At 69.9% G+C, this 22,854-nt stretch carries 19 protein-coding genes; 10 read left to right on the forward strand and 9 right to left on the reverse strand.

The window, feature by feature from the left end; genetic code table 11:
* The first annotated feature begins 107 nt into the window (after positions 1 to 107).
* Positions 108 to 854 carry an SDR family oxidoreductase gene (locus KY572_RS01830; protein WP_224240391.1) on the forward strand — a complete coding sequence of 249 codons (747 nt, stop codon included), beginning with the start codon at positions 108 to 110 and terminating at the stop codon, positions 852 to 854.
* 358 nt (positions 855 to 1,212) lie between these two features.
* Here the strand turns inward: KY572_RS01830 and popD are convergent, their stop codons facing one another.
* The 3 genes from popD to KY572_RS01845 form a co-directional block, all read right to left on the reverse strand.
* Positions 1,213 to 1,623 carry a PopC secretion inhibitor PopD gene (gene popD / locus KY572_RS01835; RefSeq protein ID WP_224240392.1) on the reverse strand — a complete coding sequence of 137 codons (411 nt, stop codon included), beginning with the start codon at positions 1,621 to 1,623 and terminating at the stop codon, positions 1,213 to 1,215.
* A gap of 57 nt (positions 1,624 to 1,680) precedes the next feature.
* On the reverse strand, positions 1,681 to 3,087 hold the full coding sequence (popC, locus tag KY572_RS01840) for a subtilisin-like protease PopC (RefSeq protein WP_224240393.1): 1,407 nt from the start codon (positions 3,085 to 3,087) through the stop codon (positions 1,681 to 1,683).
* A 96-nt stretch (positions 3,088 to 3,183) separates the two neighbouring features.
* The gene (locus tag KY572_RS01845) at positions 3,184 to 4,866 is read right to left on the reverse strand and encodes a S8 family peptidase (protein WP_224240394.1); all 1,683 of its coding nucleotides are present in this window, start codon (positions 4,864 to 4,866) and stop codon (positions 3,184 to 3,186) included.
* Positions 4,867 to 5,207: 341 nt separating this feature from the next.
* Between KY572_RS01845 and KY572_RS01850 the strand changes: the two genes are divergently transcribed.
* Genes KY572_RS01850 through KY572_RS01860 form a run of 3 tightly spaced genes read left to right on the forward strand, consistent with a single transcriptional unit; the run spans position 5,208 to position 7,533 of the window.
* Positions 5,208 to 6,011, forward strand: coding sequence for a prolipoprotein diacylglyceryl transferase (locus KY572_RS01850; protein ID WP_224240395.1), 804 nt, complete (start codon positions 5,208 to 5,210; stop codon positions 6,009 to 6,011).
* Positions 6,012 to 6,026: 15 nt separating this feature from the next.
* Complete coding sequence (locus tag KY572_RS01855) at positions 6,027 to 6,605, forward strand: class I SAM-dependent methyltransferase (RefSeq protein WP_224240396.1); 579 nt, start codon at positions 6,027 to 6,029, stop codon at positions 6,603 to 6,605.
* 25 nt (positions 6,606 to 6,630) lie between these two features.
* Positions 6,631 to 7,533, forward strand: a complete 903-nt coding sequence (locus tag KY572_RS01860) for an alpha/beta fold hydrolase (protein WP_224240397.1) — start codon at positions 6,631 to 6,633, stop codon at positions 7,531 to 7,533.
* A 25-nt stretch (positions 7,534 to 7,558) separates the two neighbouring features.
* Here KY572_RS01860 and KY572_RS01865 read toward each other — a convergent pair whose 3' ends face one another.
* Together KY572_RS01865 and KY572_RS01880 are read right to left on the reverse strand one after the other, a co-directional pair.
* A complete protein-coding gene (locus KY572_RS01865) occupies positions 7,559 to 7,840 on the reverse strand; it encodes a rhodanese-like domain-containing protein (protein WP_224240398.1) in 282 nt (93 codons plus the stop codon).
* 38 nt (positions 7,841 to 7,878) lie between these two features.
* Positions 7,879 to 9,528 (reverse strand): sensor histidine kinase, encoded by a 1,650-nt coding sequence (locus KY572_RS01880; RefSeq protein ID WP_317987790.1) that lies wholly within the window; start codon positions 9,526 to 9,528, stop codon positions 7,879 to 7,881.
* A 373-nt stretch (positions 9,529 to 9,901) separates the two neighbouring features.
* On the opposite strand from KY572_RS01880, the gene KY572_RS01885 reads away from it, so the two are divergent.
* From KY572_RS01885 to KY572_RS01895, 3 genes are all read left to right on the forward strand, one after another.
* A complete protein-coding gene (locus tag KY572_RS01885) occupies positions 9,902 to 12,802 on the forward strand; it encodes a PAS domain S-box protein (RefSeq protein WP_224240399.1) in 2,901 nt (966 codons plus the stop codon).
* A 141-nt stretch (positions 12,803 to 12,943) separates the two neighbouring features.
* Entirely contained in the window at positions 12,944 to 14,353 is a 1,410-nt protein-coding gene (locus tag KY572_RS01890; RefSeq protein WP_224240400.1) for a vWA domain-containing protein, read from the forward strand.
* Positions 14,354 to 14,370: 17 nt separating this feature from the next.
* Positions 14,371 to 15,471: a hypothetical protein gene (locus tag KY572_RS01895; protein ID WP_224240401.1), complete on the forward strand. Its 1,101-nt coding sequence runs from the start codon at positions 14,371 to 14,373 to the stop codon at positions 15,469 to 15,471.
* 15 nt (positions 15,472 to 15,486) lie between these two features.
* Here KY572_RS01895 and KY572_RS01900 read toward each other — a convergent pair whose 3' ends face one another.
* The 4 genes from KY572_RS01900 to KY572_RS01915 form a co-directional block, all read right to left on the reverse strand.
* Positions 15,487 to 16,050 (reverse strand): imm11 family protein, encoded by a 564-nt coding sequence (locus KY572_RS01900; RefSeq protein WP_224240402.1) that lies wholly within the window; start codon positions 16,048 to 16,050, stop codon positions 15,487 to 15,489.
* A 10-nt stretch (positions 16,051 to 16,060) separates the two neighbouring features.
* Entirely contained in the window at positions 16,061 to 17,407 is a 1,347-nt protein-coding gene (locus KY572_RS01905; RefSeq protein WP_263451273.1) for an AHH domain-containing protein, read from the reverse strand.
* Between the two features lie 12 nt (positions 17,408 to 17,419).
* Positions 17,420 to 18,721, reverse strand: a complete 1,302-nt coding sequence (locus KY572_RS01910; RefSeq protein WP_224240404.1) for a hypothetical protein — start codon at positions 18,719 to 18,721, stop codon at positions 17,420 to 17,422.
* A 256-nt stretch (positions 18,722 to 18,977) separates the two neighbouring features.
* Complete coding sequence (locus tag KY572_RS01915; protein ID WP_224240405.1) at positions 18,978 to 19,268, reverse strand: hypothetical protein; 291 nt, start codon at positions 19,266 to 19,268, stop codon at positions 18,978 to 18,980.
* A gap of 228 nt (positions 19,269 to 19,496) precedes the next feature.
* On the opposite strand from KY572_RS01915, the gene KY572_RS01920 reads away from it, so the two are divergent.
* From KY572_RS01920 to KY572_RS01930, 3 genes are all read left to right on the forward strand, one after another.
* On the forward strand, positions 19,497 to 19,883 hold the full coding sequence (locus tag KY572_RS01920) for a BlaI/MecI/CopY family transcriptional regulator (protein WP_224240406.1): 387 nt from the start codon (positions 19,497 to 19,499) through the stop codon (positions 19,881 to 19,883).
* A complete protein-coding gene (locus tag KY572_RS01925; protein WP_224240407.1) occupies positions 19,880 to 21,865 on the forward strand; it encodes a M56 family metallopeptidase in 1,986 nt (661 codons plus the stop codon). The genes KY572_RS01920 and KY572_RS01925 overlap by 4 nt, the downstream gene beginning before the upstream one ends.
* A gap of 96 nt (positions 21,866 to 21,961) precedes the next feature.
* The gene (locus KY572_RS01930) at positions 21,962 to 22,771 is read left to right on the forward strand and encodes a hypothetical protein (RefSeq protein ID WP_224240408.1); all 810 of its coding nucleotides are present in this window, start codon (positions 21,962 to 21,964) and stop codon (positions 22,769 to 22,771) included.
* The last annotated feature ends 83 nt before the right edge of the window (positions 22,772 to 22,854 follow it).

A 22,854-nucleotide genomic window follows, 5' to 3' on the forward strand; every position in this document is an offset into this window, starting at 1 on the left:
TTTCATGAACCTCCCCCCTGGTCAGCGGCCCCGCGTTGGGCGTACCCTCCGCGCACTTTTTCCGGCGGCCCCAGTCCGCGTGCCGCCTTGCTCCACAGGAGAAGCACATGCAGCTCAAGGACCTGAAGGTGGTGGTGACGGGCGGTGCCCAGGGCATGGGTGCCCACTTCGCGCAGCGGCTCCACGAGGCCGGCGCCCAGGTGGCCGTGGGTGACATCAGCGAGGAGAAGCTCGCCGCGCTGCCCGCCGGCATCCACCGCCGCAAGCTGGACGTGTCCAACGAGGAGGACTGCATCGCCTTCGTGAGCTGGGCGCACCAGGCCATGGGCGGCCTCAACGGCCTCATCAACAACGCGGGCATCCTGCGCGACGCCCTGCTGGTGAAGAAGGACAAGACCACCGGCCAGGTGAAGAAGCTCAGCACCGCGGACTGGAACGCCGTCATCGGCGTCAACCTCACCGGCGCCACCTTCATGGTGCGCGAGGTGGTGGCCAAGATGGTGGAGACCGAGCAGAAGCCCGGCGTCATCGTCAACATGTCCTCCATCGCCCGCCACGGAAACCGCGGCCAGTCCAACTACGTCTCCGCCAAGGCGGCGCTCGCCGCCAACACCGTCACCTGGTCCAAGGAGTTCGCTCCGTTCGGCATCCGCGTGGGCGCCATCGCCCCGGGGATGATCGAGACGCCGATGACTCAGGGCATGAACCAGAAGGCCCGCGACGCGCTGGTGGCCAACATCCCCGTGGGCCGCATCGGCCTGCCCGAGGACATCTGGGTCGCCGTGAAGTTCGTCCTCGAGTGCGACTACTTCAACGGCCGCACCATCGACGTGGACGGCGGCCTCGCCTTCTGAGCCGGCGCGGTGTCTGGCTGCCCTGTGAGCAACCGGGCAGCCAATCCCTCTCTCATTCCTATCGGTCGATTGGCCGCCTCGAGAATCGGGAAAAAAAGGCCGTTCGCGAGAGAACAAAACATGCTCTCGCGTGTCTAATGAATGACAGGGATTTAGGACTTCCTGCCCCCTGGCAGGTTGCCGGGACAATCCTGAGTTTCTAGTTTGTTCAGGAAGGCAGGAGACGGAGCGTCAGTTCCATGGGACGAGAACTCACAAGAGCCGCGGACTTCCGGGAAGCGGCGTCCCGCAAAGCGCCGTCAGGGCCGTCCTTCCGACAGATGAAGGAGGGCCTCCAGAGGAGTGGGTGGGTGTCTCCCTACGAGTGAAGCTCGAGGGGCATCGTCGTGCCCGCTTCGAACTCAGGCGTACGCCGCAGCTGGTCCAGCACGCGGGGCGCACAGCGAATCGTCAGCATGGGCAGTGAGCCGCCCGGCTCGCTCACGGAGCGTACGGCTCCCTGGAGCTTGTGGGCCTCGATCCAGCGCATGAAGCTGTCGCGAAAGCGCGCGTTCTCCGCCAGGCCCGCCTGGTAGAGCTCCGCCCGACTGCGCGGCGCATGTGAGCGCTGCGGAGGGCTGCTCTCCGCCGGCATCACCGTGACGTCGATCCACTCGGACGTCGTGGACTCCTCGTGGCCCCTCCCCGGCAGGCCTCGAACCGAGGGGACCGCCCGCAACGTGAAGACGCCGCTGGCGCTCTTGCCCGGCCCATTCTGCTTCCTGCTCATGGCCCTTCCTCCCCCAGGCCCGGCGCTCCCATGGCGCCGGCCCCGGACGCTACGTCGTCAGCGATAGACGGCCAGCCCCTTGCCCGTTCGGTGCACTGCCGAGCGCTTGAGCTTGACCGCGTTGGCCAGAATCAAATCCTTCACCTCGAGCGCCGTCAAGTCAGGCGCACGGCAACGATACAGTGCTGCGATACCAGCAACATAAGGGGCAGCCATGCTGGTGCCACTCATTCGCTCGTAGAACGCCTGGTTGTTGCACCGCCGCTCGGTGCTTGAATAAATGTTAACACCGTAACCCATGACATCCGGCACGGAGCGCTTCCCTACCGCTCCGCTGGCCGAGAAGCTGGCCACTTTCCTGTCGAAGTCGACTGCACCGATGGCCAGTGCCTCGGGAAAGCCTGCTGGGTAACCGACCGTGTTCGGCCCACTGTTGCCTGCCGCGACCACGGGCAGGACGTTGCTGTCGAGCAGGCGACGAATCATGGTCTGCAGGGCGCGCAGGTTGAGGCGGTAGTCCGCCTCGCCGATGCCCGGCGGGCACTGCACCGGGAAGCCCAGCGACATGTTCACCACCGCGGGACGCGTGGAGTTCTCCGGCCGCGAGAACTGGTGCAGCAGCCACTCCATGCCCGCGGCCACGCGGCCCAGGCTGGTGCGGATGGTCTCCGACTCGATGACCGAGGCGACGTAGAGGTCCACCTCCGGCGCCACGCCGTGGTGCACGCCCGCGGCGATGCCCGCCACGTGGGTGCCATGGCCGTCCGGATCAAACCCGCGCACGTCTCGCGCCGGGGTGTGCGGCGAGTTGGGGAAGAGCGAGACGTAGCGGAACTGGACCACCTTGCTGGCGTGCTCGGGGCGGTCGGCGTCGATGCCCGTGTCGAGGATGCCGAGCATGACGCCGGCGCCGCGGATGCCCTGGGCATGAGCCAGGGGCACGCCGCACTCGGCGGGCCACTCGCGCTCGGCCAGCGAGGCCATGCCGCGGTTGCGCGGGCCCGTCTCTCCGGCCACCGGGCCGGGGAAGGACAGCGGCACCACGTCCGGGATGAACTCGAAGTCACGCGACAGCTCGCCGCGCGCGGAGCGCTCCGCCGTGTCCGAGTAGAAGTGCGCCATCGTCGCGCCGATGAGCGGCATGTAGCGGTACGAGCCAGCCTCCGAGCCGGTCAGCTCCTGCACCGGGCCGGGGATGGGCGTGGCGGCCACCTTGTTGCTGGCGCCGCGCCTGCCGCGCTTGCCGCGCTTGCCGCCGCTGGGTTCGCTGACCGAAGGCCGCGCGCCGGGCAGTGTCGCCGAGCGCAGGCCGAGCTGCTGCAGGGCCTCGGCGGCGCGCTCGGCGCCGACGAAGCGAAGCGCCGTGGAACGCTGGAGCTGCCGCTCGCCCCGCGTCGTTCCCCTCACCCCCACGCGCGCCTGGGTCTCGATGCTCTCCTTGGGAACCAATAGATAGGACTTCATGGGAATTTCACTCCTTACTGGGGACTGCGACTGCGGGGGACTGCTGACTGCGCGGGGACTGCGACGGGAGGAGGAGAGAGGCACCTCCCAGGGGTTTCATGGAAGCTCCAGCCGTGCCCGGAGCCTCTCGGACACGACGGGGGCAATCGAGGCCTGAGCGGCCTGCTGTACGCCGGCGGTGTGCGTGGCCCAGAGCAGTTCAATCTGGTCCGCGTCCACCTGGGAACCGGAGGGGGCGACGGGAAGCCCGACGCCCAGCAGCTTCAGCAGCGCCCAGCTCACGTCGTCCCGAGGCTGGGGCTGCAGGCCGCGAAGGGGTTTGATGCGCAGGGTGGCCTCCACGTTCAGTCGGCCGTCTCCGAAGTACTCGTTGTGCCTGCGAGACGGCTCTTCCGGTCGAGGATGATACGGGTAGGGTCCCACGTCGTCGGCGCCCAGCAGCAGCGCGCGCCGGCAGGCCTCCACCCGCTCGATGGGCGAGAAGTCCTCGAGCGCCTGGCGGTGGAAGGAGAGCCAGAGCGCCGCGGCTCCGGCCACCTGGGGAGTTGCCGTGGAGGTGCCTCGCCCCAGCCGGTACTCATCGGGGGGGAAGGCCCACTGCACGTCGGGCGTGGGCGCGCACAGGTCCACCTCCGGCCCGTCGTTGCCCGACATGCGATCGTTGAAGCGGTAGCGCTTCAGCTCGTGGGTGATGCCCGACACGGCAAGCACGCGGTGGAACCGCGCCGGGTAGACGACGCTCGTCGGCGTGCGCAACGAGCCCCGGAGGGGGAAGTGGTTTCCGGCCGCCGCGCAGATGACCACGCCCCGCTCATAGGCGTGGTTCACCGCGTCCGCCCACAGCCGGCTGGGCAGCCCGCCCATGCTGATGGAGATGACCTGGGCGCCCTGGCTGACGCAGTGGAGGATGCCCAGCGCCAGCGAGTGCGTGGCCACCTGCACCACCGAGGCAGACACGCGCACCGGCAGCACCGAGGCGTAGGTGGCGATGCCCCGGTAGTCCTCGTGGTTGGCCGCCAGCAGGCAGAGCGTCGCCGTGCCGTGCCCGGGAGAGAACCCCAGGCCCGTCTCGAGCGGATCCCTCGCGTCCGGCCGGTGCCTGTCCCACAGGTCCACGCCGGGCATGAGCCGGTCCGGCCCCGGCACCGCCGGGTGCGCCGTCCACCCGGTGTCCAGGTGGCCGATGAGGACGCCCTCGCCCGGAAGGCGCCCGGCCTTCTCCAGGAGCCGCCACGCCTGCGGCACGCGAATGGCGCGCAGGTGCCAGTCCTTCGGGAGGTTCTTCCCCTTGGGCTCCGGCAGCTCGACGACGGGGTGCACCATCACCGCGTCCGGCTCGGCGTACTCCACCTCCGGCTGCTCCATCAGCGCGTGCACCGCGGCCCAGACGTCATCCGCGGAGGGGCCCGCGGGCGCAGCGGGTGCCGCGCCGCCGCGCATCGCCATGGCCACGCCGTGGGGGCCGCCCTCGGAGCGCGTGCTCTTCGACTTCCTCGAGCCGCCGCCTCCAGGGAGCTTCACGGTGTGCCAGCGCGCCAGCTCTCCACCCGGCTGCACGAGGGGCAGGTCCGCCGAGAGCCGGGTTCCGTAGGAGGTGGAGGTGGGCAGGGCGTCCACCACGGAGCCCACCGCGCGGACGCCCGCGGAGCGGGCAATGGCCGTGAGCGTGCGACGGCGCGGCGCTCGCGCCATCGCCAGGCGCGCCACCGGGGCGGTCTCTCGCAGCTTCACATGGATCTCGCCGGTGAAGTGCACCCCCGGCGCAGTCACGGCCTTCATGTCATCCCCCACTTCGGACTTCAGCGGCCCACGGTGGAAATAGACCTTGGACCCCTGACAAATAATTACGGATTTCCCTTAGTAGACGCCAATCCATGACGTACAGGTCCTTCGGCTCATTCCTGGAACGTCGGGAATCGGGAACGATTCCATGGAAGGTGCGCGAAAGTGACCGATCGCGTACAGAAGCGGTGTCGGCCAAAGAACCTGGGTGTATTCAGGGCACCCAAGCCCTCGCGCCGGAAGCCGGCATCGGGGGTGGATGATTCAGCGCCACGAATTGTTCGTCAGGCTCGTGGCATGCGGGTATGGGGGGAATCCCCGCCCGCCGGAGAGCTCTCTTGATTCCTTATGTGGACCCGCACTCGCTGAAGCTCGGCCCCATCGAGCCGTTCGGCGTCTTCGTCGCGCTCGGCATCTTCCTGGCGGCGCGCATCGTGGTGAAGCAGTCAGCCCGCCAGGGGCTCGACCCCAATCCGATTCACGACTACGCCCCGTGGGGCGTGGGCGCGGGCGTCGTGTCGGGCCACCTCGTCCACCTGCTCTTCTACCACCCGGAGGAGCTCAACAAGAGCCCGTTCCAGATCTTCAAGGTGTGGGACGGCCTGTCCTCCTTCGGAGGGCTGCTCGGCGGCGTCATCGCGGCCATCATCTACTTCAAGATTCGCAAGGTCAGCTTCGCGAAGTACGCCGATGCCTTCGCGCTCGGCGTGGCGCCCGGCTGGGGCGTGGCGCGCATCGGCTGCTTCGTCGCCCATGACCACCCCGGCGTGCGGACCGACTTCTTCCTCGCGGTGAACTTCCCCGCGATTCCCTACGGCGGGCCCCGGCATGACCTGGGCATGTACGACGCCATCCTCCTGTTCGCCATCACCGGGCTCCTGTTCGCCCTGCGCAACACCGGCAAGATGCAGAACCGCCTGCTGCACCTGCTCGCCATCATCTACGCCTGCGGACGCTTCTTCTTCGACACCCTGCGTGCGACCGACCTCAACTACGTGGACGCGCGCTACCTCGGCCTCACCCCCGCCCAGTACGGGTGCATCCTCCTCATCGTCTACGGCCTCTGGGGGCTCATCACGAAGCGCTCGTCCCAGACGGGTGCGACTCCCGCCTCCAGTGGCTCGGTAGGCACCGCACGGTAGACAGGAGCCGGGGTCATGAAGGCGCTCATCTATGACGCGCTGATGGCCCCGCTCGGGTGGATGGGGCTCACCCAGGCCCGCCAGCGGCTCGTGGCGGGTGTCCATGGGCGCGTGCTCGAGGTCGGCACCGGCACCGGGCTCGCGCTCCCCGGCTACCCCCAGGACGTCGACTCCATCACCGCCCTCGACATCGACCCCGAGTCCCTCATGCGGGCCCGGCAGCGCCGCCCCGGCGTCGGCATCGTCCTGGGCAACGTGCAGCAGCTGCCCTTCCGGGACAGGTCCTTCGACTTCGTCATCTCCAGCCTCGTCTTCTGCAGCGTGGACGAGCCGGCGCTCGGGCTCTCGGAGATCCACCGCGTGCTGCGGCTCGGCGGAGAGCTGCGCATGCTCGAGCACGTGCGCGCGCCTTCTCCCAGGCTGGCCCGCCTCCAGGACCGCGTCACCCCTCTCTGGAGCCGGATGACGGGCGGGTGCCGGCTCAACCGCGACACCTTCTCGCTCGTCCAGGCCGCGGGCTTCGATGTCACCCGCCGCGCCCAGCTCCTCGACGGCCTGGCCGAGGAGCTCACCGCTGTCCGTGTGAAGAAGTGACCGTGTGACGAGGCTCCCCATCCTTATGAAGAACCTCACCGCCCTCCTGCTGTCCCTGTCGCTCCTGTCCGCCTGCAGCCACACGCCCGGCTCCGAGGGAGCCTCGGCGAGCTCCGATGAGGCGAGCGCCGCGCCCCGCGAAGGCTCCGTGCAGCTGAGCACCGGCGTCGAGCTGCGCTACCTGGAGCAGGGCTCTCCGGAAGGGGTGACGCTCGTCCTCCTCCACGGCTACACGGACTCGCATCACTCCTTCGATCTCACCCTGCCGCTGCTTCCTCGCCGCTTCCATGTCTATGCGCTGGATCAGCGCGGCCATGGAGACTCCCAGCGCCCCGAGTGCTGCTACACCCAGCAGGACTTCGCCAGGGACGTGGTGGCCTTCCTGCAGGCGAAGGGCCTGCGGCATGCCACGCTCGTGGGCCACTCCATGGGCAGCTTCATCGCGCAGCAGGTGGCCCTGGACTCTCCCGGCCACGTCCGGGCGCTGGTGCTCGTCGGCTCGGCGCCCACCGGGAACAACGAGGTGGTGCGTGGGCTGCGCGACTCCGTCAACGCGCTGCAGGATCCGATCGCTCCCGCCTTCGTCCGCGAGTTCCAGGCGAGCACCGTCGCCAGGCCCGTGCCGGACTCCTACCTGAACACGCTCGTGTCCGAGAGCCTCAAGGTCCCCGCCAAGGTCTGGAAGAGCGCGCTGGAGGGGCTCATCGACGAGGACCACTCCACGCGGCTGAACGCCATCGGCGTGCCCACGCTCGTCATCGGCGGAGAGCGGGACTCCATCTTCTCCGTCGGCGAGCAGCGGGCGCTCGCGGAGGCCATCCCGGGCGCCACGCTCAAGCTGTACCCGGAGGTGGGCCACGCCCCTCACGCCGAGGTCCCCCAGACGTTCGTGGAGGACCTCTCCAGCTTCCTCAAGGGCATGCGCTGAGGCCCAGTCCTCGGGCCCGCCTGGCCTACCAGTACGCGACGGACTTCAGGTCGAAGACGTCCGGGTAGCCGCTGCGCATCAGCAGGCCGGCGGCCATCGCGCTGCGGCCTCCGCTGGCGCAGTACACCACCACCTTCGTCCCCGGCGGGCCCACCTCGGCCAGCCGCTGCGGCAGCTCCTGCACGGGGATGTTGCGCGCGGCCTCGGGGTGGCCCTGACGGAACTCGTCCGGCGTACGCACGTCCAGCAGCACGGCACCCTCGGAAACGAGCCGCCGCGCCTTCTCTGAGAGCTCTTTCGGTGTCATGGGGCCGGGACTGTAGACCAGAACCCGGCCGCCGACGCTCAACCGATGGAGGGGATGATGGGTAGCTGCCCCCGAGGCAGCTCCAGCGTGAAGGTGGAGCCGTTGCCCGGGCTGCTGGTGACGCGCACCGTGCCGCCGAACGCCTCGACGATCTGCCGGGTGATGTAGAGCCCCAGCCCCAGGCCGCCGTAGTGCCGGTCGCTCACCGCGCGCTCGAAGCGCTCGAAGATGCGCCCCAGGTCCTCCTCCGCGATGCCGATGCCCTGGTCCTCCACCGTCAGCCGCGCTCGCTCCCCGTCCTCCTCCACCCGCACCACCACCGGCCGCCCCGCGCCGTACTTCAGCGCGTTGGACAGCAGGTTCGTCACCACCTGCTCCACCCGCAGCCTGTCCCACCGGCCGAACACCGGCTCCGGCGCGTGCAGCTCCAGCGCGCAGCCCAGCTTCTCCGCCGAGGGCGCGAACCGAGAGAGCAGCTCGGCCGCCACCGAGGACAGGTCCACCTCCTCCAGCTCCAGCCGCAGCCGCCCCGCGCTGATGCGCGACACGTCCAGCAGGTTGTCCACCAGGTCCGTCAGCTTGCGCACCTGGCGCAGCGCCACGTCCAGCGAGTCCGACACGCGCTCGGCCGACAGCGGCGTGCCGCCCACCATCGCCTCGCTGGCCTGGCGCTGCATCGCCTGCAGCTTCAGCCGCAGCGGCGTCAGCGGCGTCTTCAGCTCGTGGCTGGCGATGCCGAGGAACTCGTCCCTCAGCCGCACCGCCTCCTCCGCCTCGTGGTAGAGCCGGGCGTTGTCCACCGCCGCCACCACCCGCCGGGACAGCTCCTCCACCATCTCCAGGTCCTCGGGCCCGTAGCGCCGGCCCGCATCACACGAGGCGAAGGTGAACAGCCCCACCGCCTGCCCGCGCGAGCGCATGGGGATGAGCATCACCGAGAGCGCCTTCAGCTTCTCCAGCTGCGCGAGCTGCTCCGGGCTGCGCGTCATCTGCTCCAGGTGCTCCGGCAGGAAGTCCGGGTAGAGCCGGGACTCGCCCCGCGCCAGCGCCTGGAAGAGCGCGCTGCCCGCCTCCAATGACGCGGAGTAGCGCGGAGCATCGCGCAGCAGCGCCTCACGCTCCGGGTCCCGGTGCGCCGCCGCCACCCGCCGGAACGTCCCGTCCTCCTCCAGCAGGTCGACGAGGCACCACGTGGCCACCGAGCTGGCCGCCAGGTGCGCCACACCCGCCAGGATGGCGTCGGGCTCGGCGCGCACCTCGGCCAGCTCGCGGCTGGCGTCCGAGAGGAAGCGCAGCGCCTCCTCCGCCCGGCGCCGCGGCGTCAGGTCCTGCACCAGCACCAGCGTGCGCTCCGGCCCCTCGAGCCCCAGCGCCGCCAGCATCACCGGCACGCGGATGCCATCGGTGCGCACGTACTCCGTCTCCAGCGGGCCCGCCGTGCCCAGCCGGCGCAGCGCGTCCACCGCCTGCGCTCCTGCGGACGGCGTCTCCGGCGCCGCGAGCGCGTCCCAGCGCACCTGCCCCGCCTCCACCGCCTCGCGCGTCAGCCCCGTCAGGCGCAGGAAGGTGTCATTGGCGTCCAGCAGCCGCCCGGTGGGGTCGGTGATCAGCAGCGCCGGGAGCGGCACGCGCAGCAGGCGCCGCAGCAGGCTCCCATCCACGGCGCGGCTCCGCCTGGCGCGTGGCACCGGCGTTCCAGCCTCTACTGCAGTCTCGGGCGCTTCGGCCTCTACCGACGCGGCCAAAGGAGCGCGATCCAATGCCATTCAGACGATCCCCCCAGGGGGCGCTCCATCTTGCTCGACGAACCGGAGGTTGCGGAAGACACCCCCCCACCCTCATCCGGATGCAGGCCTGGCACCTACCCATGCCGACATGGCACAGCGAGCGCAGCGGCTGGCCTCTCTCCCGGCAGCCTGACGGGTGCCCCGTGACCCAACTTGTCGTACATCGGATTTTCGGGGACGTTCGGATCCCGTCTACCCGCTGCCGATCAACCAGCGGCATCAGCCCCCGCAACCGTGAGATACTGGGGGTCTGACCTCCGAGGCTTCTAGAGCCATGTCTCCGGCCCCCCCTGCGTCCAGCCCCAGCGAGCGCCTCTACCGGCAGATCATCGATAGCCTCAAGGAAGTGGTCTTCCAGACGGACCTACAAGGCCGCTGGACCTTCCTCAACCCGGCGTGGGCGGAGCTGACCGGCTTCACCCCCGACGAGGCCCTGGGCCGAGAGTCGCTGGAATTCGTCCACGCGGATGATCGGCCGCGCACCCAGGAAATGCTCCAGTCCGTGCTCGCGCGGAAGGTGGAGCACGCCCGCCACGAGGTGGGCTTCCGCAAGCGCGACGGCAGCCCTCTCTGGGTGGAGGTGTTCGCCCGGCCGCTGCTGGGCGAGGACGGCTCGGTGCAGGGCCTGCACGGCACCCTCACCGACGTGAGCGGGCGGCGGCGCACCAGTGACGCGCTGGCCCGGCGCGAGCGCTACCTGAGCGCGCTGGTGGAGATGCAGCAGCGGCTGCTGGCCGCGCAGCAGGAGAGCAGCCTCTACCAGGAGGTGCTGGAGCCCATCGGCCGGGCCTCGGGCGCCAGCCGCGTGTACCTCTTCGAGGTGCGCCGGGGCGAGGGCGGCCAGCAGCTCATGAGCCAGCGCGCCGAGTGGTGCGCTCCCGGGGTGAAGCCGGTGTCCGGCGGCTCGCAGCAGAACGTGCCGGTGGAGAAGGACTTCAAGCGCTGGGGCGAGCTGCTGTCGCGCGGCGAGGTGGTGTCCGGGCGGGTGAAGGACTTCCCTCCCAGCGAGCGCGCCGTCCTCGAGCCGCAGGGCGTGCAGTCCCTGCTGGTGCTGCCGCTGCGCATCAACGACGCGTGGGCCGGCTTCATCGGCTTCGACAACTGCGCCGAGGAGCGCGAGTGGGACCGGCTGGAGGTGGATCTGCTGTCGGCCGCGGCCGGCGCCATCTCGCTGGAGCTGGAGCACCGCCAGTCGGAGAGCGCGCTGCGCGAGCGTGAGACGCGCTACCGGCAGCTGGCGGAGAACGCCTCGGACATCCAGTACCGCTACCAGCTCGAGCAGCCGCGCGCCTTCGTCTACGTGAGCCGCGTGGTGGGCGACAGGCTGGGCTACAGCCCGGAGGAGCACTACGCCAACCCCGAGCTGTGGCGGCAGCTGGTGCACCCCGGGGACCTGCCCACGCTCACCCAGCTGCTGGAGTCGCCGCAGCAGGTGGGCTCCAAGCCGATGGTGCTGCGCTTCACGGCGCGCAATGGGCGCACGCGGTGGCTGGAGCACACGGTGGCCCCGGTGCTGGACAGCGCCGGCCGGCCCATCCTGGTGGAGGGCATCGCCCGCGACATCACCGAGCGGCGCGAGGTGGAGGAGGCACTCAAGCTCTCCGAGGCCAGCTTCCGCATCCTCCTGGAGGGCGTGCCGGACGCGGCGGCCATCCAGCGCGACGGACGCATCGTGTACGCCAACATGGCGCTCGTCTCCGCGCTGGGGTTCGACCGGCCGGATCAGCTCGTCGGGCGCGTGCTGGCGCAGTTCGTCGAGGACGACATCGAGGAGGTGCCGGGCCCGCCGCCGGACCCCAGCGGCATCAAGGGCATGGTCACCGGCGAGCGGCGGCTGGTGCGCCGTGACGGCAAGACGCGCGTGGCGGAGATCGTCTCCCTGCCGCTGCTCTTCGACGGAGCGCCCGCGGTGGTCTCCATCGCCCGTGACGTCACCGAGCAGCGCCAGCTCCAGGCGCGCCTGACGCTGGCGGACCGGCTGGCCTCGGTGGGCACGCTGGCGGCGGGCATCGCCCACGAGATCAACAATCCGCTGGCCTTCGTCATCTCCAACCTCAGCTTCCTGTCCGAGGAGATGCGGCGCAGCCAGCTGGCGCTGGAGGCCAGCGGCGCCGGCTCGGGCCACGCCATGGGCGCGCCGCGGCTGCGCAGCAGCGCGGAGATGGACCTGGTGGAGTGGCAGGAGGTGCTCAGCGAGGCCTACGAGGGCGCCGAGCGCGTGCGGCAGATCGTCCGCCAGCTCAAGACGTTCTCTCGCCCGGACGAGGAGCGCCTGTCGCCGGTGGACGTGCACCAGGTGCTGGACTCGGTGGTGATGATGGCGGCCAACGAGATCCGCCACCGCGCGCAGCTGCACAAGGACTTCGGCCCCGTGCCCAACGTGATGGCCAACGAGAGCCGGCTGTCCCAGGTGTTCCTCAACCTGGTGGTGAACGCGGCGCAGGCCATCCCCGAGGGCCAGGCGCACCAGAACGCCATCCGGCTCATCACCCGGCGGCTGGACCCGGGCCGCGTCCTCATCGAGGTGCAGGACACGGGCTCGGGTATTCCGCGCGAGGCGCTCAGCCGCATCTTCGATCCGTTCTTCACCACCAAGCCGGTGGGCGTGGGCACGGGCCTGGGCCTGTCCATCTGCCACAGCACCATCACCAGCATGGGCGGAGAAATCTCCGTCGAGAGCGAGCTGGGCAAGGGCACCACCTTCAAGGTGGTGCTGCCGTCGCTGGAGCCGCGCACCCGCTCGCGGCCCACCAGCCAGCCGACGCCGGTGCACCTCACGCAGCGCCGCGGGCGCGTGCTGGTGGTGGACGACGAGCCCGGCGTGGGCAAGGTGCTGCGGCGCATCCTCAAGGACCACGAGGTGGAGGTGGCCGCCGGTGGCCGTCAGGCCCTGGAGCGGCTGCAGCGCGAGCCGGACCACTTCGACGCGGTGCTGTGCGACGTGATGATGCCGGACCTGGGAGGCAAGGACCTCTACGAGGCGGTGCGGCGCACGCACTCCGGGCTGGAGCGGCGCTTCATCTTCGTGTCGGGCGGTGCCTTCACCGCCAACGCTCGCGAGTTCCTCGAGGCCATCCCCAACCCGAAGCTGGAGAAGCCGTTCAACGAGCCTGCCCTGCGGCAGATCGTCCAGGAGCTGGTGAGCCGAGGCCCCTCCTCCACCGGCGGCAGGTGAGGCGCTGAGGGCGGGGGCCCTCCTCCCGATGACCGATGCGGCAAGGTGGGAGGAACCCGTGCCCTCCTCCCGCTGTCCGATGCGGCGGGGAGGGAAACTCCCTAACCTGCGCCCCATCTCCGCCATCCGAGGTGTGTCCTCATGAACCGCACCACCCTGCTGCTCACCGCCGCTGGACTGCTCGCGCTCGTCGCGCTGGCGCTGGGGCTGCCCAAGCCCCCTCCCACCACCGACACGACGCACACGATGGCGCAGCCGGGCGAGCAGGAGCCCACGCTGACGCTGCCGCTGGTCACCTCGGGCGATGGAGCGCTTACGCTGGAGGGCAAGCTCTCCGGAGGCTACGTGCAGTCCGGGCCCAGCGAGGCCTTCGCGGTGCTGGAGGTGAAGGCGCACGCTCCGAAGGAGCAGCACCGGGTGCCGGTGAACATGGCGCTGGTGATTGATCGCTCCGGCTCCATGCGCGGGCAGAAGCTGGATGACGCCAAGCGCGCCGCGCGTGAGTTCGTCCAGCGGCTGACGGAGGTGGATCGGCTGGCGCTGGTGCACTACGGCACGAGCGTCACCAGCTTCCCGAGCACGCTGGTGACGCAGGAGGCCCGGGAGCGGATGCTGGCCTTCGTGGACGCCATCGAGGATGACGGCTCCACCAACATCAGCGGCGGCCTGGAGGCGGCGGTCCAGGAGCTGCGCCCGTACGTGAGCCAGTTCCGAGTGAGCCGCGCCATCCTCATGAGCGACGGGCAGCCCACCGCCGGCCTGGTGCGCGAGGAGGAGCTGACGGCGCTGGCGCGCCAGCTGCGCGCCGAGGGCGTGGCCGTGAGCGCCCTGGGCGTGGGTGGGGACTTCAACGAGAACCTGATGCAGGGCATCGCGGACCAGGGCGGTGGCTTCTCGGGCTTCCTCAACTCCCACCAGCTGGCCGAGGTGTTCAGCCGGGAGCTGGAGCAGGCCACCAGCACGGTGGCTCGCGCGGTGGAGCTGCGCCTGGAGCTGCCCTCGCAGGTGGTGAGCGCGGAGGTGATGGGCACCCAGGCCATCCGCGAGGGCCGCACGGTGCGCGTGCCGCTGTACGACATGGCGGGTGGCCAGTCCGCGCGCATGGTGGTGAAGCTGATGCTCGACACCCCGGCGTCCGAGCAGCCGCTCGAGCTGCTGTCCGCCCGGCTGACCTATATGGATGTGGAGAAGGACCGGCCGGCCGAGGCGCGGGTGGCGCTGAGCGCGCGCTCCACCGGGGATGCCCTGGTGGTGCGCAACAACCTGGACAAGGACGTGCGGGTGCACGCGGTGCGGGCGCTGGGCACGCAGCACCTGCGCGCGGCGGCCGAGGAGATGAAGAAGGGCAACAAGCAGTCGGCGCTGGGGCTGCTGGACAACGCTCGCACGATGTTTGGCAGTTCGGCCTCGGCGCTCTCGGGGGAGCTTGCGGATGTGGACCAGACCCGTGCAGCCTATGAGCGTGCCCAGGACGAGGAGAGCCAGCGCAACGAGGCGCGGCAGCTCCAGAAGAAGGCGATGAAGAGCTTCGGGTACAACAACTCGTACTGACGTAGGACGTGAACGCCATGGCCTTCTCCCTGCAACTGCTCCACCGAGAGGACTTCGAGGGGCGCACGCTGCGTGCGCTGGCGGGAGGAGGGGCCGTGGGCGTGCTGGCGGCCCTGGCCCGGCGCTTCCACATCGACGTGGACCCCGGCTTCGCGGTGGTGGCGGCGGCGCTGGCCGGGGCCATGCCGGTGGCGGGGTACACGGTGGCGCTGCGGCTGGCGCTGGCGGTGCTGCCCGCGCTGCCCTACTTCTACGAGGCCGTGACGCCGGTGCCCCAGGCGTTCTCGGCCGCCATCGCGGCGGCGCTGGTGGCGTGGGTGGGCCAGGGTGGCGAGCGGTTCGGCAAGCCCTCGGAGATCGCCGCCGGAGCGGTGGCGGCTGGAGGGCTGGTGCCGCTGGGCATGTACGTGCAGCAGGTGCTGGATGCCCGGTTCTTCCCCCAGGGCGGGCTGCTGGGGGCGCTGGTGGGCTTCACCGCCGTGGCGCTCTTCTGGAGCGTGGGCACGCTGGCCTCTCACGTGGCGCTGCACATGGATCCGGTGGAGTCTCGCGGCGGGACGCTGGCGGACACGCTGACTGGGGAGGCGAAGGACCTGGTGGGGCGCACGCTGACGCTGTACCGGCAGTGCCGCGCGGTGGCGATGAAGATGGCGGCGGGCCCCGGGCGCTCGGAGCTGGTGGAGGTGCTGCGGAAGATGGCTCGCGAGGCCTTCAACCTGGCTGAGTCCCACGGGGGCCTGGAGGCGCAGCTGCAGTCCGTGGCGCAGGGGGATGTGGACGCGCAGGTGAAGGATCTGCGGGCGCGCGCGGCGGCCACCGAGGATGCGGTGGCGCGGCGGCAGCTGGAGCTGGCGGCCTCGTCGCTGGGCGAGGAGCTGAACCGGCTGGACACGCTGTCGCGCAAGCGGGAGCGGCTGCTGGCTCAACTTCATGCGCAGGTGGCGCTCCTGGAGCGCGCGCGCGTGTCGCTGGTGGGCGCGGCGGGCACGGAGGCCAGCGCGAAGGGTGCGCAGGCGGCCCAGCTGGCCAAGAGGCTTGCGGCACTGGGGGAGGAGACTCCTCCCTCGCCCGAGACGGAGCAGGCGGCTCCGCAGGCGGCCTCGCGCGTCTCGAGCTGAGCCGCGCCTGGTGGGCTAGACTTCCTCGAACTTCGTGCCGGTGGCGCCCATGCGGTCCAGGGCGTCCTTGATGGTCTCCGAGACGATGAGGGTAACTTCCCACCCTTGCGGCCGGAAAACCTGAGCGTTGCCCACGCTCGCCTTGTCGATACGCAGGCCTCGGATATCCCGGTACTGGCCCACCTTCTCGGGCAACCCATCCTCCTGCGTCCAGAGACGGATGCGAGAGGCCTTCTCATCGATGCAGCGAATCAGACGCGTCACCACGAGGACGAGGTACTGATCCGGGTAGCCATCGATCTCCGCGGGGAGGAGCTGCACGTCGTTGGCAGCCCGCTCCGCCAGCATGGACGCCACCCGGACGTGGACGACCGGAATCATGATTCCCGCCTCCGAGAAGTCCAGGGGTCTACCCGCGCTCTCGATGGGGATCCTCAAGCGCCCCGTGATGTCCACCCGTGTGCCTCGCTTGAAGTCCCAGTCGTGCACCTCGTGGCCGTGACTGTCGATGGGCGTATTCAAGTGCCAGCGACGAGGGACGTAGACATCGTCGTAGAGCTTGAAGAACCGCTCGGGCATACGGGCCCCTCTATCGTGGTTTGCCCTGGGTGACGAGGTGGTTCAGCTCCGTGCCTGGCGTGGCTATCTCCGTGGCGAGATCAGCGAGCTCTCTCGTCAGCACCGCCTTGCACTCCGCTGCAGTCCTGCAGTCTCCCATCGCCTTGCTCAAGCGTTCGTAGATGGCTCGATGGTACTGCTCGGGGTGCGGTCCCTTGTGCCCCTCGATGGGAACGATGTTCTCGGGATCCTTCAACCGCATTCCTGCCTTGGCGTAGAGCTTCCTGAGCCGCGGTGTCCATGGTCCCCCTCGCAGCGCGGACTTCTCGTTCGCGATGGTGCCGATGTGATGCTTCTCGATGCGATGTCCGCGCCCGTCCCGCGCCGCCATCGCCACCGCGCCCCGAGGCACCACCACGAGGAAGCCCTCAGCCGTGACAGCGGCTTCCTCCACCGCGCCCACCTCGGACAGCATGAGGCCTTCCTGGGTTGCGGCCCGCATCGACACCTGGGCCGAACCGGGCAATGTCGCCACTTCCGCCGCGAAACCCTGCGCCGAGTGCGTGAGCACCGCCATCGCGATCATCGCGAATGCCCTGGCCGCTTCACGGGAGAACAGCTTGCCAAACCTCTCGCCCGCCTCACGGAGCTGCTCGAAGGTGGTGGCGACCTTCACCTCCTCCATCAACTGGAACCAGCCCGTGATGAGGTTGTAGAGCGTGGAGGCGCCTATCCAAAGAACCAGCGCGACGGTCGCCCAAGCAGCCAGGAGCTTCGTCACCGGCTCGGGCAGCGCGAGCAAGAACAGCAGCGTGCCCACCGTCCACAGCGCGGCTTGCACCACGGCCTGCATGCTCACCATCTCCCCCAGCGCCGTCTCGAACTCGCTCAGCACGGGGCTTCTGCTCAGGGCCAGCGCCCACATGTAGCGGCCTTGCTGATCCAGGTACTTCCCGGCAACCAGTGCGCCCCCCAGACAGTCACCCGCGACGCCGTGTGCACTCCGGCACCAGAGCTTGTAGCGGCTCGCCAGCGCCTCCTCCGCCTCGGACAGTCCTCCTGCCAGGGGAGTGCCCGACTCCAGCGAGACGAGCCTCCGCTCCCGAAGCAGGTACAGGTAGTCGCCATAGAGCGCGTCGAGCTGGAACAATCGCTCCACCGTCTCGCGAGGTGAGCCAGAGAGGCGCACCTTCCGCGCCGCTCTCCGGATGGCTTCGGTGGCGTCCTCCTGTGTCACCTTCACGGGTTCCGCCGAAGCAGCCCGGGGGATGAAGAGGATGGTTTCCCCAGCCGCGCCAGTGTCCATCCTGACCACTTGCGGCGTACCACTGCACCCGACCATCAACGCCATCAACAGCGCGGCCGTTCTTGGAAGCATCGTGTTGCTTCCTCAGTCCACCGAAGCCTGGTCCACGAAGAAGACCACCCGGCCCCCCGTGGCGGGGTTGGTGATGCCGTTGACGCCCTCGGTGACTGTCCAGAGGTTGGTGCCGGAGGCCGTGGCATGCATGCCCTCGGGCATCAGCGCCCACTTTGCGTCCGTGGCTCGGTACGCCGTGCGCGAGCTGGTGGTGGACACCTTGTAGAGCGCCCCGCTGGAGCGCGTCGAGCTCAGCCAGTAGGAGGTGGTCGACGTCGTCGTCATGATCGGCGCCACGCCCTGCACGTTCGGCTCGTTCATGACGTAGGCCTTCTCCGGCTTCACCACGCCTCCTACCGCCTTGAGGCGGCTCGTCGTGGAATCCAGGGGCCAGCGGTAGAGCCGTCCTCCCAGCCCCGGCGTGGTGCCGTCGTAGGGACAGGGCGTGCTCCCGTTGTTGCAGTACTCGCCCGAGAGGATGACGTCCACAGAGCCCCTCGTGTCCTTGCCCAGGAAGGAGAACGTGGGCCGGCACGGACTGGTGATGCTCAAGGGCACCACGTAGGCGCTCACCTGCGGCAGCACGTACTTGTAGCCGTACGCGCACCACACCGTTCCGGACGCCGTCGCCGTCTTCCCGATCGTCGCCTCGCACGCAGCGCTCGTGTCCACCTCGCGGATCTGCGTGAGGTCGAACACGCGGATGCCGTCACCCGTGTCCGCCATGAAGAGGTAGTCGCCGAACCACGTCAGCCCGCCGCCGTGCTCGGGGACCGTGGTGAAGTTGCCCGACGCCGTGGGGCGCACCAGGAGCAGGTGGCGGTAGTTGACCGCCGTGCCGGACATGTCCGTGACGTCCGCCACCGAGACGCGCACACCCTTGTCCGGACTGAGCCCGTAGTGCCACGAGACCATGACGACGTTCTTGCCGCCGGAGACCCCCGCCGTCATTCCCTGGGGAATCCACTCCGTGGTGGCCATGTCGCCGTCATTCCAGCGAAACCCGCCCTTGTAGCCGGTGGCCGGGGGGTGGTTGAGGCTCGTGAGCACCGGTCCCGCTCGGTTCAGGTCGAGCAGCACGTCCGAGAGGCTCCGCGCGTTGGGCACTGCCGTCAGATAGGAGGCGTAGGTGCTCCAGGTGTTCTGGTCCACGAGCTGGAGACAGCTCGCGTCATGGACGCTCAGCGGCGCGCCCTCCGTCAGCGCCTGGGCTTCTCGGGAGACGTGCTCTTCCTCATGCTCGCTGGCCCCATCCGTTGGCCCACAGCTCGCCAGACAGACAAGGCCCGCCACGGCGAATCGCCGCAGCTCACTCTGGAAGACTCCAGACATGTTCTTCTCCCCTCGGGACGCACTCGGCGTCAGCGGCTCGTCGGACCGGCCGCTCGGAACATGCCAAGAATTCTCCGTATCGAGGAGTTCATTGTCACGTGGGTGGACTCACGGCCCGACCCGAGCCAGCTCCTCGCGGCACCTCCGGAGGCGCTACCCGCACCGCCCTGGAAGCACAGGTGCGGAACCCCGAGGAACCGCAGCCCTATACGAGGTGGCGCACGGTGTGCCACGGCACCTCGCACTCGCGCCCGGCTCAGGACTTCGCGCGACGACGACGCCCGCCCTTGGCCGCCGCCCCTGCCTTGGGCGCGGGCCGGTTGTGCCACTGCGTCTCGATGCGCGCCTCGATCTCCTCGCGGATGCGACGCCCATCGGCCAGCGCTGTGTCGATCTCCTCGCGGACCCGAGCCGCCTGCTCCTGCGCCGCCGCCCGGTACGCCGCGGTGTCCCGCCGCACCTGGATGCGGCCCGTGCTCCGCTTCGCGCGCCCCGACTCGCGCTTTCCCGCCGTCTGCCCCTTGTCCGTCTTGGAAGTCTCCGCCATCGACGCCTCCAGAGTCTGCTGCTCTCCGGAAGGTGGAGCACCCCTCCCTCCCCGGGAACCCCCGACTCCAGGGCCAGGCGCCTCGTGCCTGGTGGACAGCCAGGCTCACACGCCCGCCCCGCACACCGCTGGACTGCCGGCCCCTTCCCTTCATCTACGAAGACCTTCGTTGACATCTACGAATGGCTTCGTATATTCATCTCCGTAACGCTGGACGTCGAGGGAGCCATGAGCGAGTCGAAGCTGCCGAGACCCACTGACGCCGAGCTGGCCATCCTCCGCGTCCTGTGGGGGCGAGGCCCCAGCACGGTGCGTGAGGTGCACGAGGCCCTCCAGGATGGAAGCGGCTACACCACCGTCCTCAAGCTGATGCAGATCATGACCGAGAAGGGGCTCGTGGTGCGCGACGAGTCCCAGCGAGCGCACGTGTACAGCTCGCGGGTGACGCAGCAGAAGACGCAGCACCAGCTCGTGGTGGACCTGGTGGACCGCGCCTTCGGTGGCTCGCCAGCCCAGCTCGCCATGCAGGCGCTGTCCGCGAAGAAGACTTCTCCCGAGGAGCTCGCCGAGCTGCGCCGGCTCCTCGATTCCCTGGAGCAGGAGGTGGAGCCGTGAACGGTCTCGTCCTGGAGTCCCTGGGTTGGGCGCTGCTGCACCTGCTGTGGCAGGGAGCGCTCGTGGCGGTGGTGCTGGCACTCGCCCTGCGCGTGCTCGGTCGTCGCGCCGCCAACGCGCGCTATGCCCTGGCCTGTGGCGCGCTGGTGATGATGCTCGCGCTCCCCCTGGCCACCGGCTGGCGTCACTATCAGATGGCGTCACCCGAACGCGCGGAGCGCTCCGCCCCGGCTCCCTCGATGCTCGCGCCAGCTCCGGCCACCCTCGGAGGACCGAACCTCGTGGCGCCCCGAGGCTTCCCCGTGGCCGCCGCTCCCGTGGTGCCCTCCGTGAAGGAGTCCGCGCCCACCTCCGAGCCGCTGCTGGCACGTGCTCGCGCGCTCGTGGGGCAGCACCTGCCCTGGCTCGTGCTCGCCTGGGGCCTGGGTGTGGCCACGGGCTCTCTGCGCCTGCTGACGGGTTGGTTGCGTCTGCGCCGGCAGGTGCTCGCGGCGACTCCCGCCCCCGTGGAGTGGCAGGAGCGCCTCGACGGGCTCGCCCGCCGCCTCGGGCTGAAGCGCGCGGTGCGCCTGCTCCAGTCCGCCGCGCTGGAGGTGCCCTCGGCCGTGGGCTGGCTGCGCCCCGTGGTGCTGCTGCCCGCCTCCGCGCTCACCGGCCTGTCCGCCCGGCAGCTCGAGATGATCCTCGCCCACGAGCTGGCCCACATCCGCCGCTACGACTTCGCCATGAACCTGGCGCAGACGCTGGTGGAGACGCTGTTCTTCTACCACCCGGCCGTCTGGTGGGTGTCCCGCGTCATCCGCGTGGAGCGCGAGAACTGCTGCGACGACATCGCCGCCGGTACCAGCGGCAGCTCCATCTCCTACGCCCGGGCGCTCACCGCGCTCGAGGAGCTGCGCGTGCTGCCCACGCTCGCGTCCACCCCCGCCCTGTCCGCGCTGGGCGGCTCGCTGCCGGAGCGTGTGCGCCGCCTGGTGGCCTCCCCGGCCTCGCGCTGCTCCTCGCGCTGGGTGGCGGGCGCCTCCGTGCTCACGCTGATGAGCAGCCTCGCGGTGGCCGCTCCCGTCACCGCCCTCATGCTCCCGGCCGAGAACTCCCGCGTCGTGCTCGCCGCGAGCCCGGCCTCCTCCATCACCGACGAGCAGGCCGAGCTCCCCATCGTTGCCCCGGTGCCCGCGCCCACCCCGCCGTCCGCGCCTGTGCCCGCTCCTGTTCCCGCTCCCGCGCTCGCGCCGCTCCCGGTCCCCGGCCCCAGGCTGGCCGCGGCCCCCAGGCCCGGCCCGAACCCGAACCCAACCCCGAATCCCCAGCCGCTCCGGGACAGGGACCATGACGATGACGACGAGGTGGATGAGCGCACGATCGTGGGCCAGGGCCCGCTCTCAGTGAACCAGCTCGTCGCGCTGAAGATCGCCGGCGTCTCCCCGGAGCTGGTCGAGTCGGTGAAGGGCCTGGGCTACGAGCCCACCGTGGGCAACCTGGTGCAGTTCGGCCACGCGGGCATCACCCCCGAGTACGTGAAGGAGATGAACGCCCGCTTCGGCCAGAAGCTGTCCGCCGACGACCTGACGTCGATGAAGCACCTGGGCATCACCATCGCCTGGCTGGATGCAATGAAGGCCCAGGGCTTCACGAAGGCCACTCCGGACGATCTGGTCTCCGCCAAGGCGGTGGGCGTGGACGAGAAGTACCTGAGCGAGCTCAAGGCCGCCGGCTACTCGGGCCTGAGCCTGGAGGACGTCACCGAGATGCGCGCCGTGGGCGTGAAGCCGGAGACCATCGCCGAGCTGTCCAAGGCTGGCTTCACGAAGCTGGACGCGGACACGCTGGTGGAGCTGCGCGCCGTGGGCGTGGACGCGGACTTCATCCGGCAGATGCGCGAGGCTGGCCTGGAGACGCTCGACGTGGAGCAGCTGATCCGCCTGCGCACCAGCGGCATCGACGCGGACTTCATCCGCCGCATGAAGCAGCCGAAGAAGTAGTCCCTCCTCGCCCTTCCCACCCACAGCGAGCCCACGGCCGCGCTCCTCTCGAGCGCGCGCCCAAGGGCCGCGCCTTGCCCGAAGGAGCCCGAAGCCATGAATCCGAAGCCGCCTCTCTCCCTGCTCGTCGCGCTGCTCCTGGTGGCCGCGCCCGTGCTCGCCGCTCCCACGCACACCGGCACGTGGTCGGCCAGCGTGAAGGACTCCCAGCTCCAGCTCTCCTTGCGGGCCAAGGACAAGCCCGGCAGCCAGATGGGCTTCCCGGTGCCGCTCACCGCCTTCCAGGGGCTGTCCACCGCCAACGGCGGCACCGCCCCCTTCCAGCTCATCCGAGAGGCGGGCACCTTCCAGTTCGAGGGCAGCTTCTCCGACGGCGAGGGCGCGGGCCACTACCGCTTCGAGCCCAACGAGGCCTACGCCCGCTCCATGGCCTCCCTGGGCTACCCGAAGCTCACCCCGGACGAGCACTACCAGCTGGCCCTCTTCGACGTCACCCCCTCGCGGGTGAAGGAGCTGGCGGCGCTCGGCTACAAGGACATCCCCCTCTCACAGCTGGTCGAGGTGGGCATCTTCCAGGTGACGCCCGAGTACATCCGCACGCTCGCTTCGCTCGGCTACTCGAAGCTGTCGCTCGAGCAGCTCATCCAGAGCCGCATCCACGGCGTGACGCCGGAGCGCATCCGCGCGCTGGCCGCCGAGGGCTACAAGAACCTGGACATGGACTCGCTCATGGCCATGAGCATCCACGGCGTGTCGCCGGAGTTCATCCGCGAGATGCGCGGCATGGGTTACCCGAATGTGACACCGGAGGACCTCGTCAAGCTGCGCATCCACGGCATCGACCCGGAGTTCATGCGCTCCATGTCCGGCGGCAAGGCGGGAGGTGACACGCGCAAGAAACCGTGAAATGGATTCCGCGCTCGCGTGTTCAGCGGGCCGCACCGGGAGAACCCCGCGCTGCGTCGCAGGGGAGCACGTCGTGAGAACAG

The sequence above is a fragment of the Hyalangium gracile genome (genome assembly GCF_020103725.1).
In the GTDB taxonomy this organism is placed as follows: domain Bacteria; phylum Myxococcota; class Myxococcia; order Myxococcales; family Myxococcaceae; genus Hyalangium; species Hyalangium gracile.

Coding starts and splice junctions, on each gene's coding strand:
- KY572_RS01930 (WP_224240408.1), top strand. CDS start 21,962: ATGAATCCGAAGCCGCCTCTCTCCCTGCTCGTCGCGCTGCTCCTGGTG.
- KY572_RS01860 (WP_224240397.1), top strand. CDS start 6,631: ATGAAGAACCTCACCGCCCTCCTGCTGTCCCTGTCGCTCCTGTCCGCC.
- KY572_RS01855 (WP_224240396.1), top strand. CDS start 6,027: ATGAAGGCGCTCATCTATGACGCGCTGATGGCCCCGCTCGGGTGGATG.
- KY572_RS01910 (WP_224240404.1), bottom strand. CDS start 18,721: ATGTCTGGAGTCTTCCAGAGTGAGCTGCGGCGATTCGCCGTGGCGGGC.
- KY572_RS01845 (WP_224240394.1), bottom strand. CDS start 4,866: ATGAAGGCCGTGACTGCGCCGGGGGTGCACTTCACCGGCGAGATCCAT.
- KY572_RS01890 (WP_224240400.1), top strand. CDS start 12,944: ATGAACCGCACCACCCTGCTGCTCACCGCCGCTGGACTGCTCGCGCTC.
- KY572_RS01915 (WP_224240405.1), bottom strand. CDS start 19,268: ATGGCGGAGACTTCCAAGACGGACAAGGGGCAGACGGCGGGAAAGCGC.
- KY572_RS01895 (WP_224240401.1), top strand. CDS start 14,371: ATGGCCTTCTCCCTGCAACTGCTCCACCGAGAGGACTTCGAGGGGCGC.
- KY572_RS01900 (WP_224240402.1), bottom strand. CDS start 16,050: ATGCCCGAGCGGTTCTTCAAGCTCTACGACGATGTCTACGTCCCTCGT.
- KY572_RS01885 (WP_224240399.1), top strand. CDS start 9,902: ATGTCTCCGGCCCCCCCTGCGTCCAGCCCCAGCGAGCGCCTCTACCGG.
- popC (WP_224240393.1), bottom strand. CDS start 3,087: ATGAAGTCCTATCTATTGGTTCCCAAGGAGAGCATCGAGACCCAGGCG.
- KY572_RS01905 (WP_263451273.1), bottom strand. CDS start 17,407: ATGCTTCCAAGAACGGCCGCGCTGTTGATGGCGTTGATGGTCGGGTGC.
- KY572_RS01920 (WP_224240406.1), top strand. CDS start 19,497: ATGAGCGAGTCGAAGCTGCCGAGACCCACTGACGCCGAGCTGGCCATC.
- KY572_RS01830 (WP_224240391.1), top strand. CDS start 108: ATGCAGCTCAAGGACCTGAAGGTGGTGGTGACGGGCGGTGCCCAGGGC.
- KY572_RS01865 (WP_224240398.1), bottom strand. CDS start 7,840: ATGACACCGAAAGAGCTCTCAGAGAAGGCGCGGCGGCTCGTTTCCGAG.
- popD (WP_224240392.1), bottom strand. CDS start 1,623: ATGAGCAGGAAGCAGAATGGGCCGGGCAAGAGCGCCAGCGGCGTCTTC.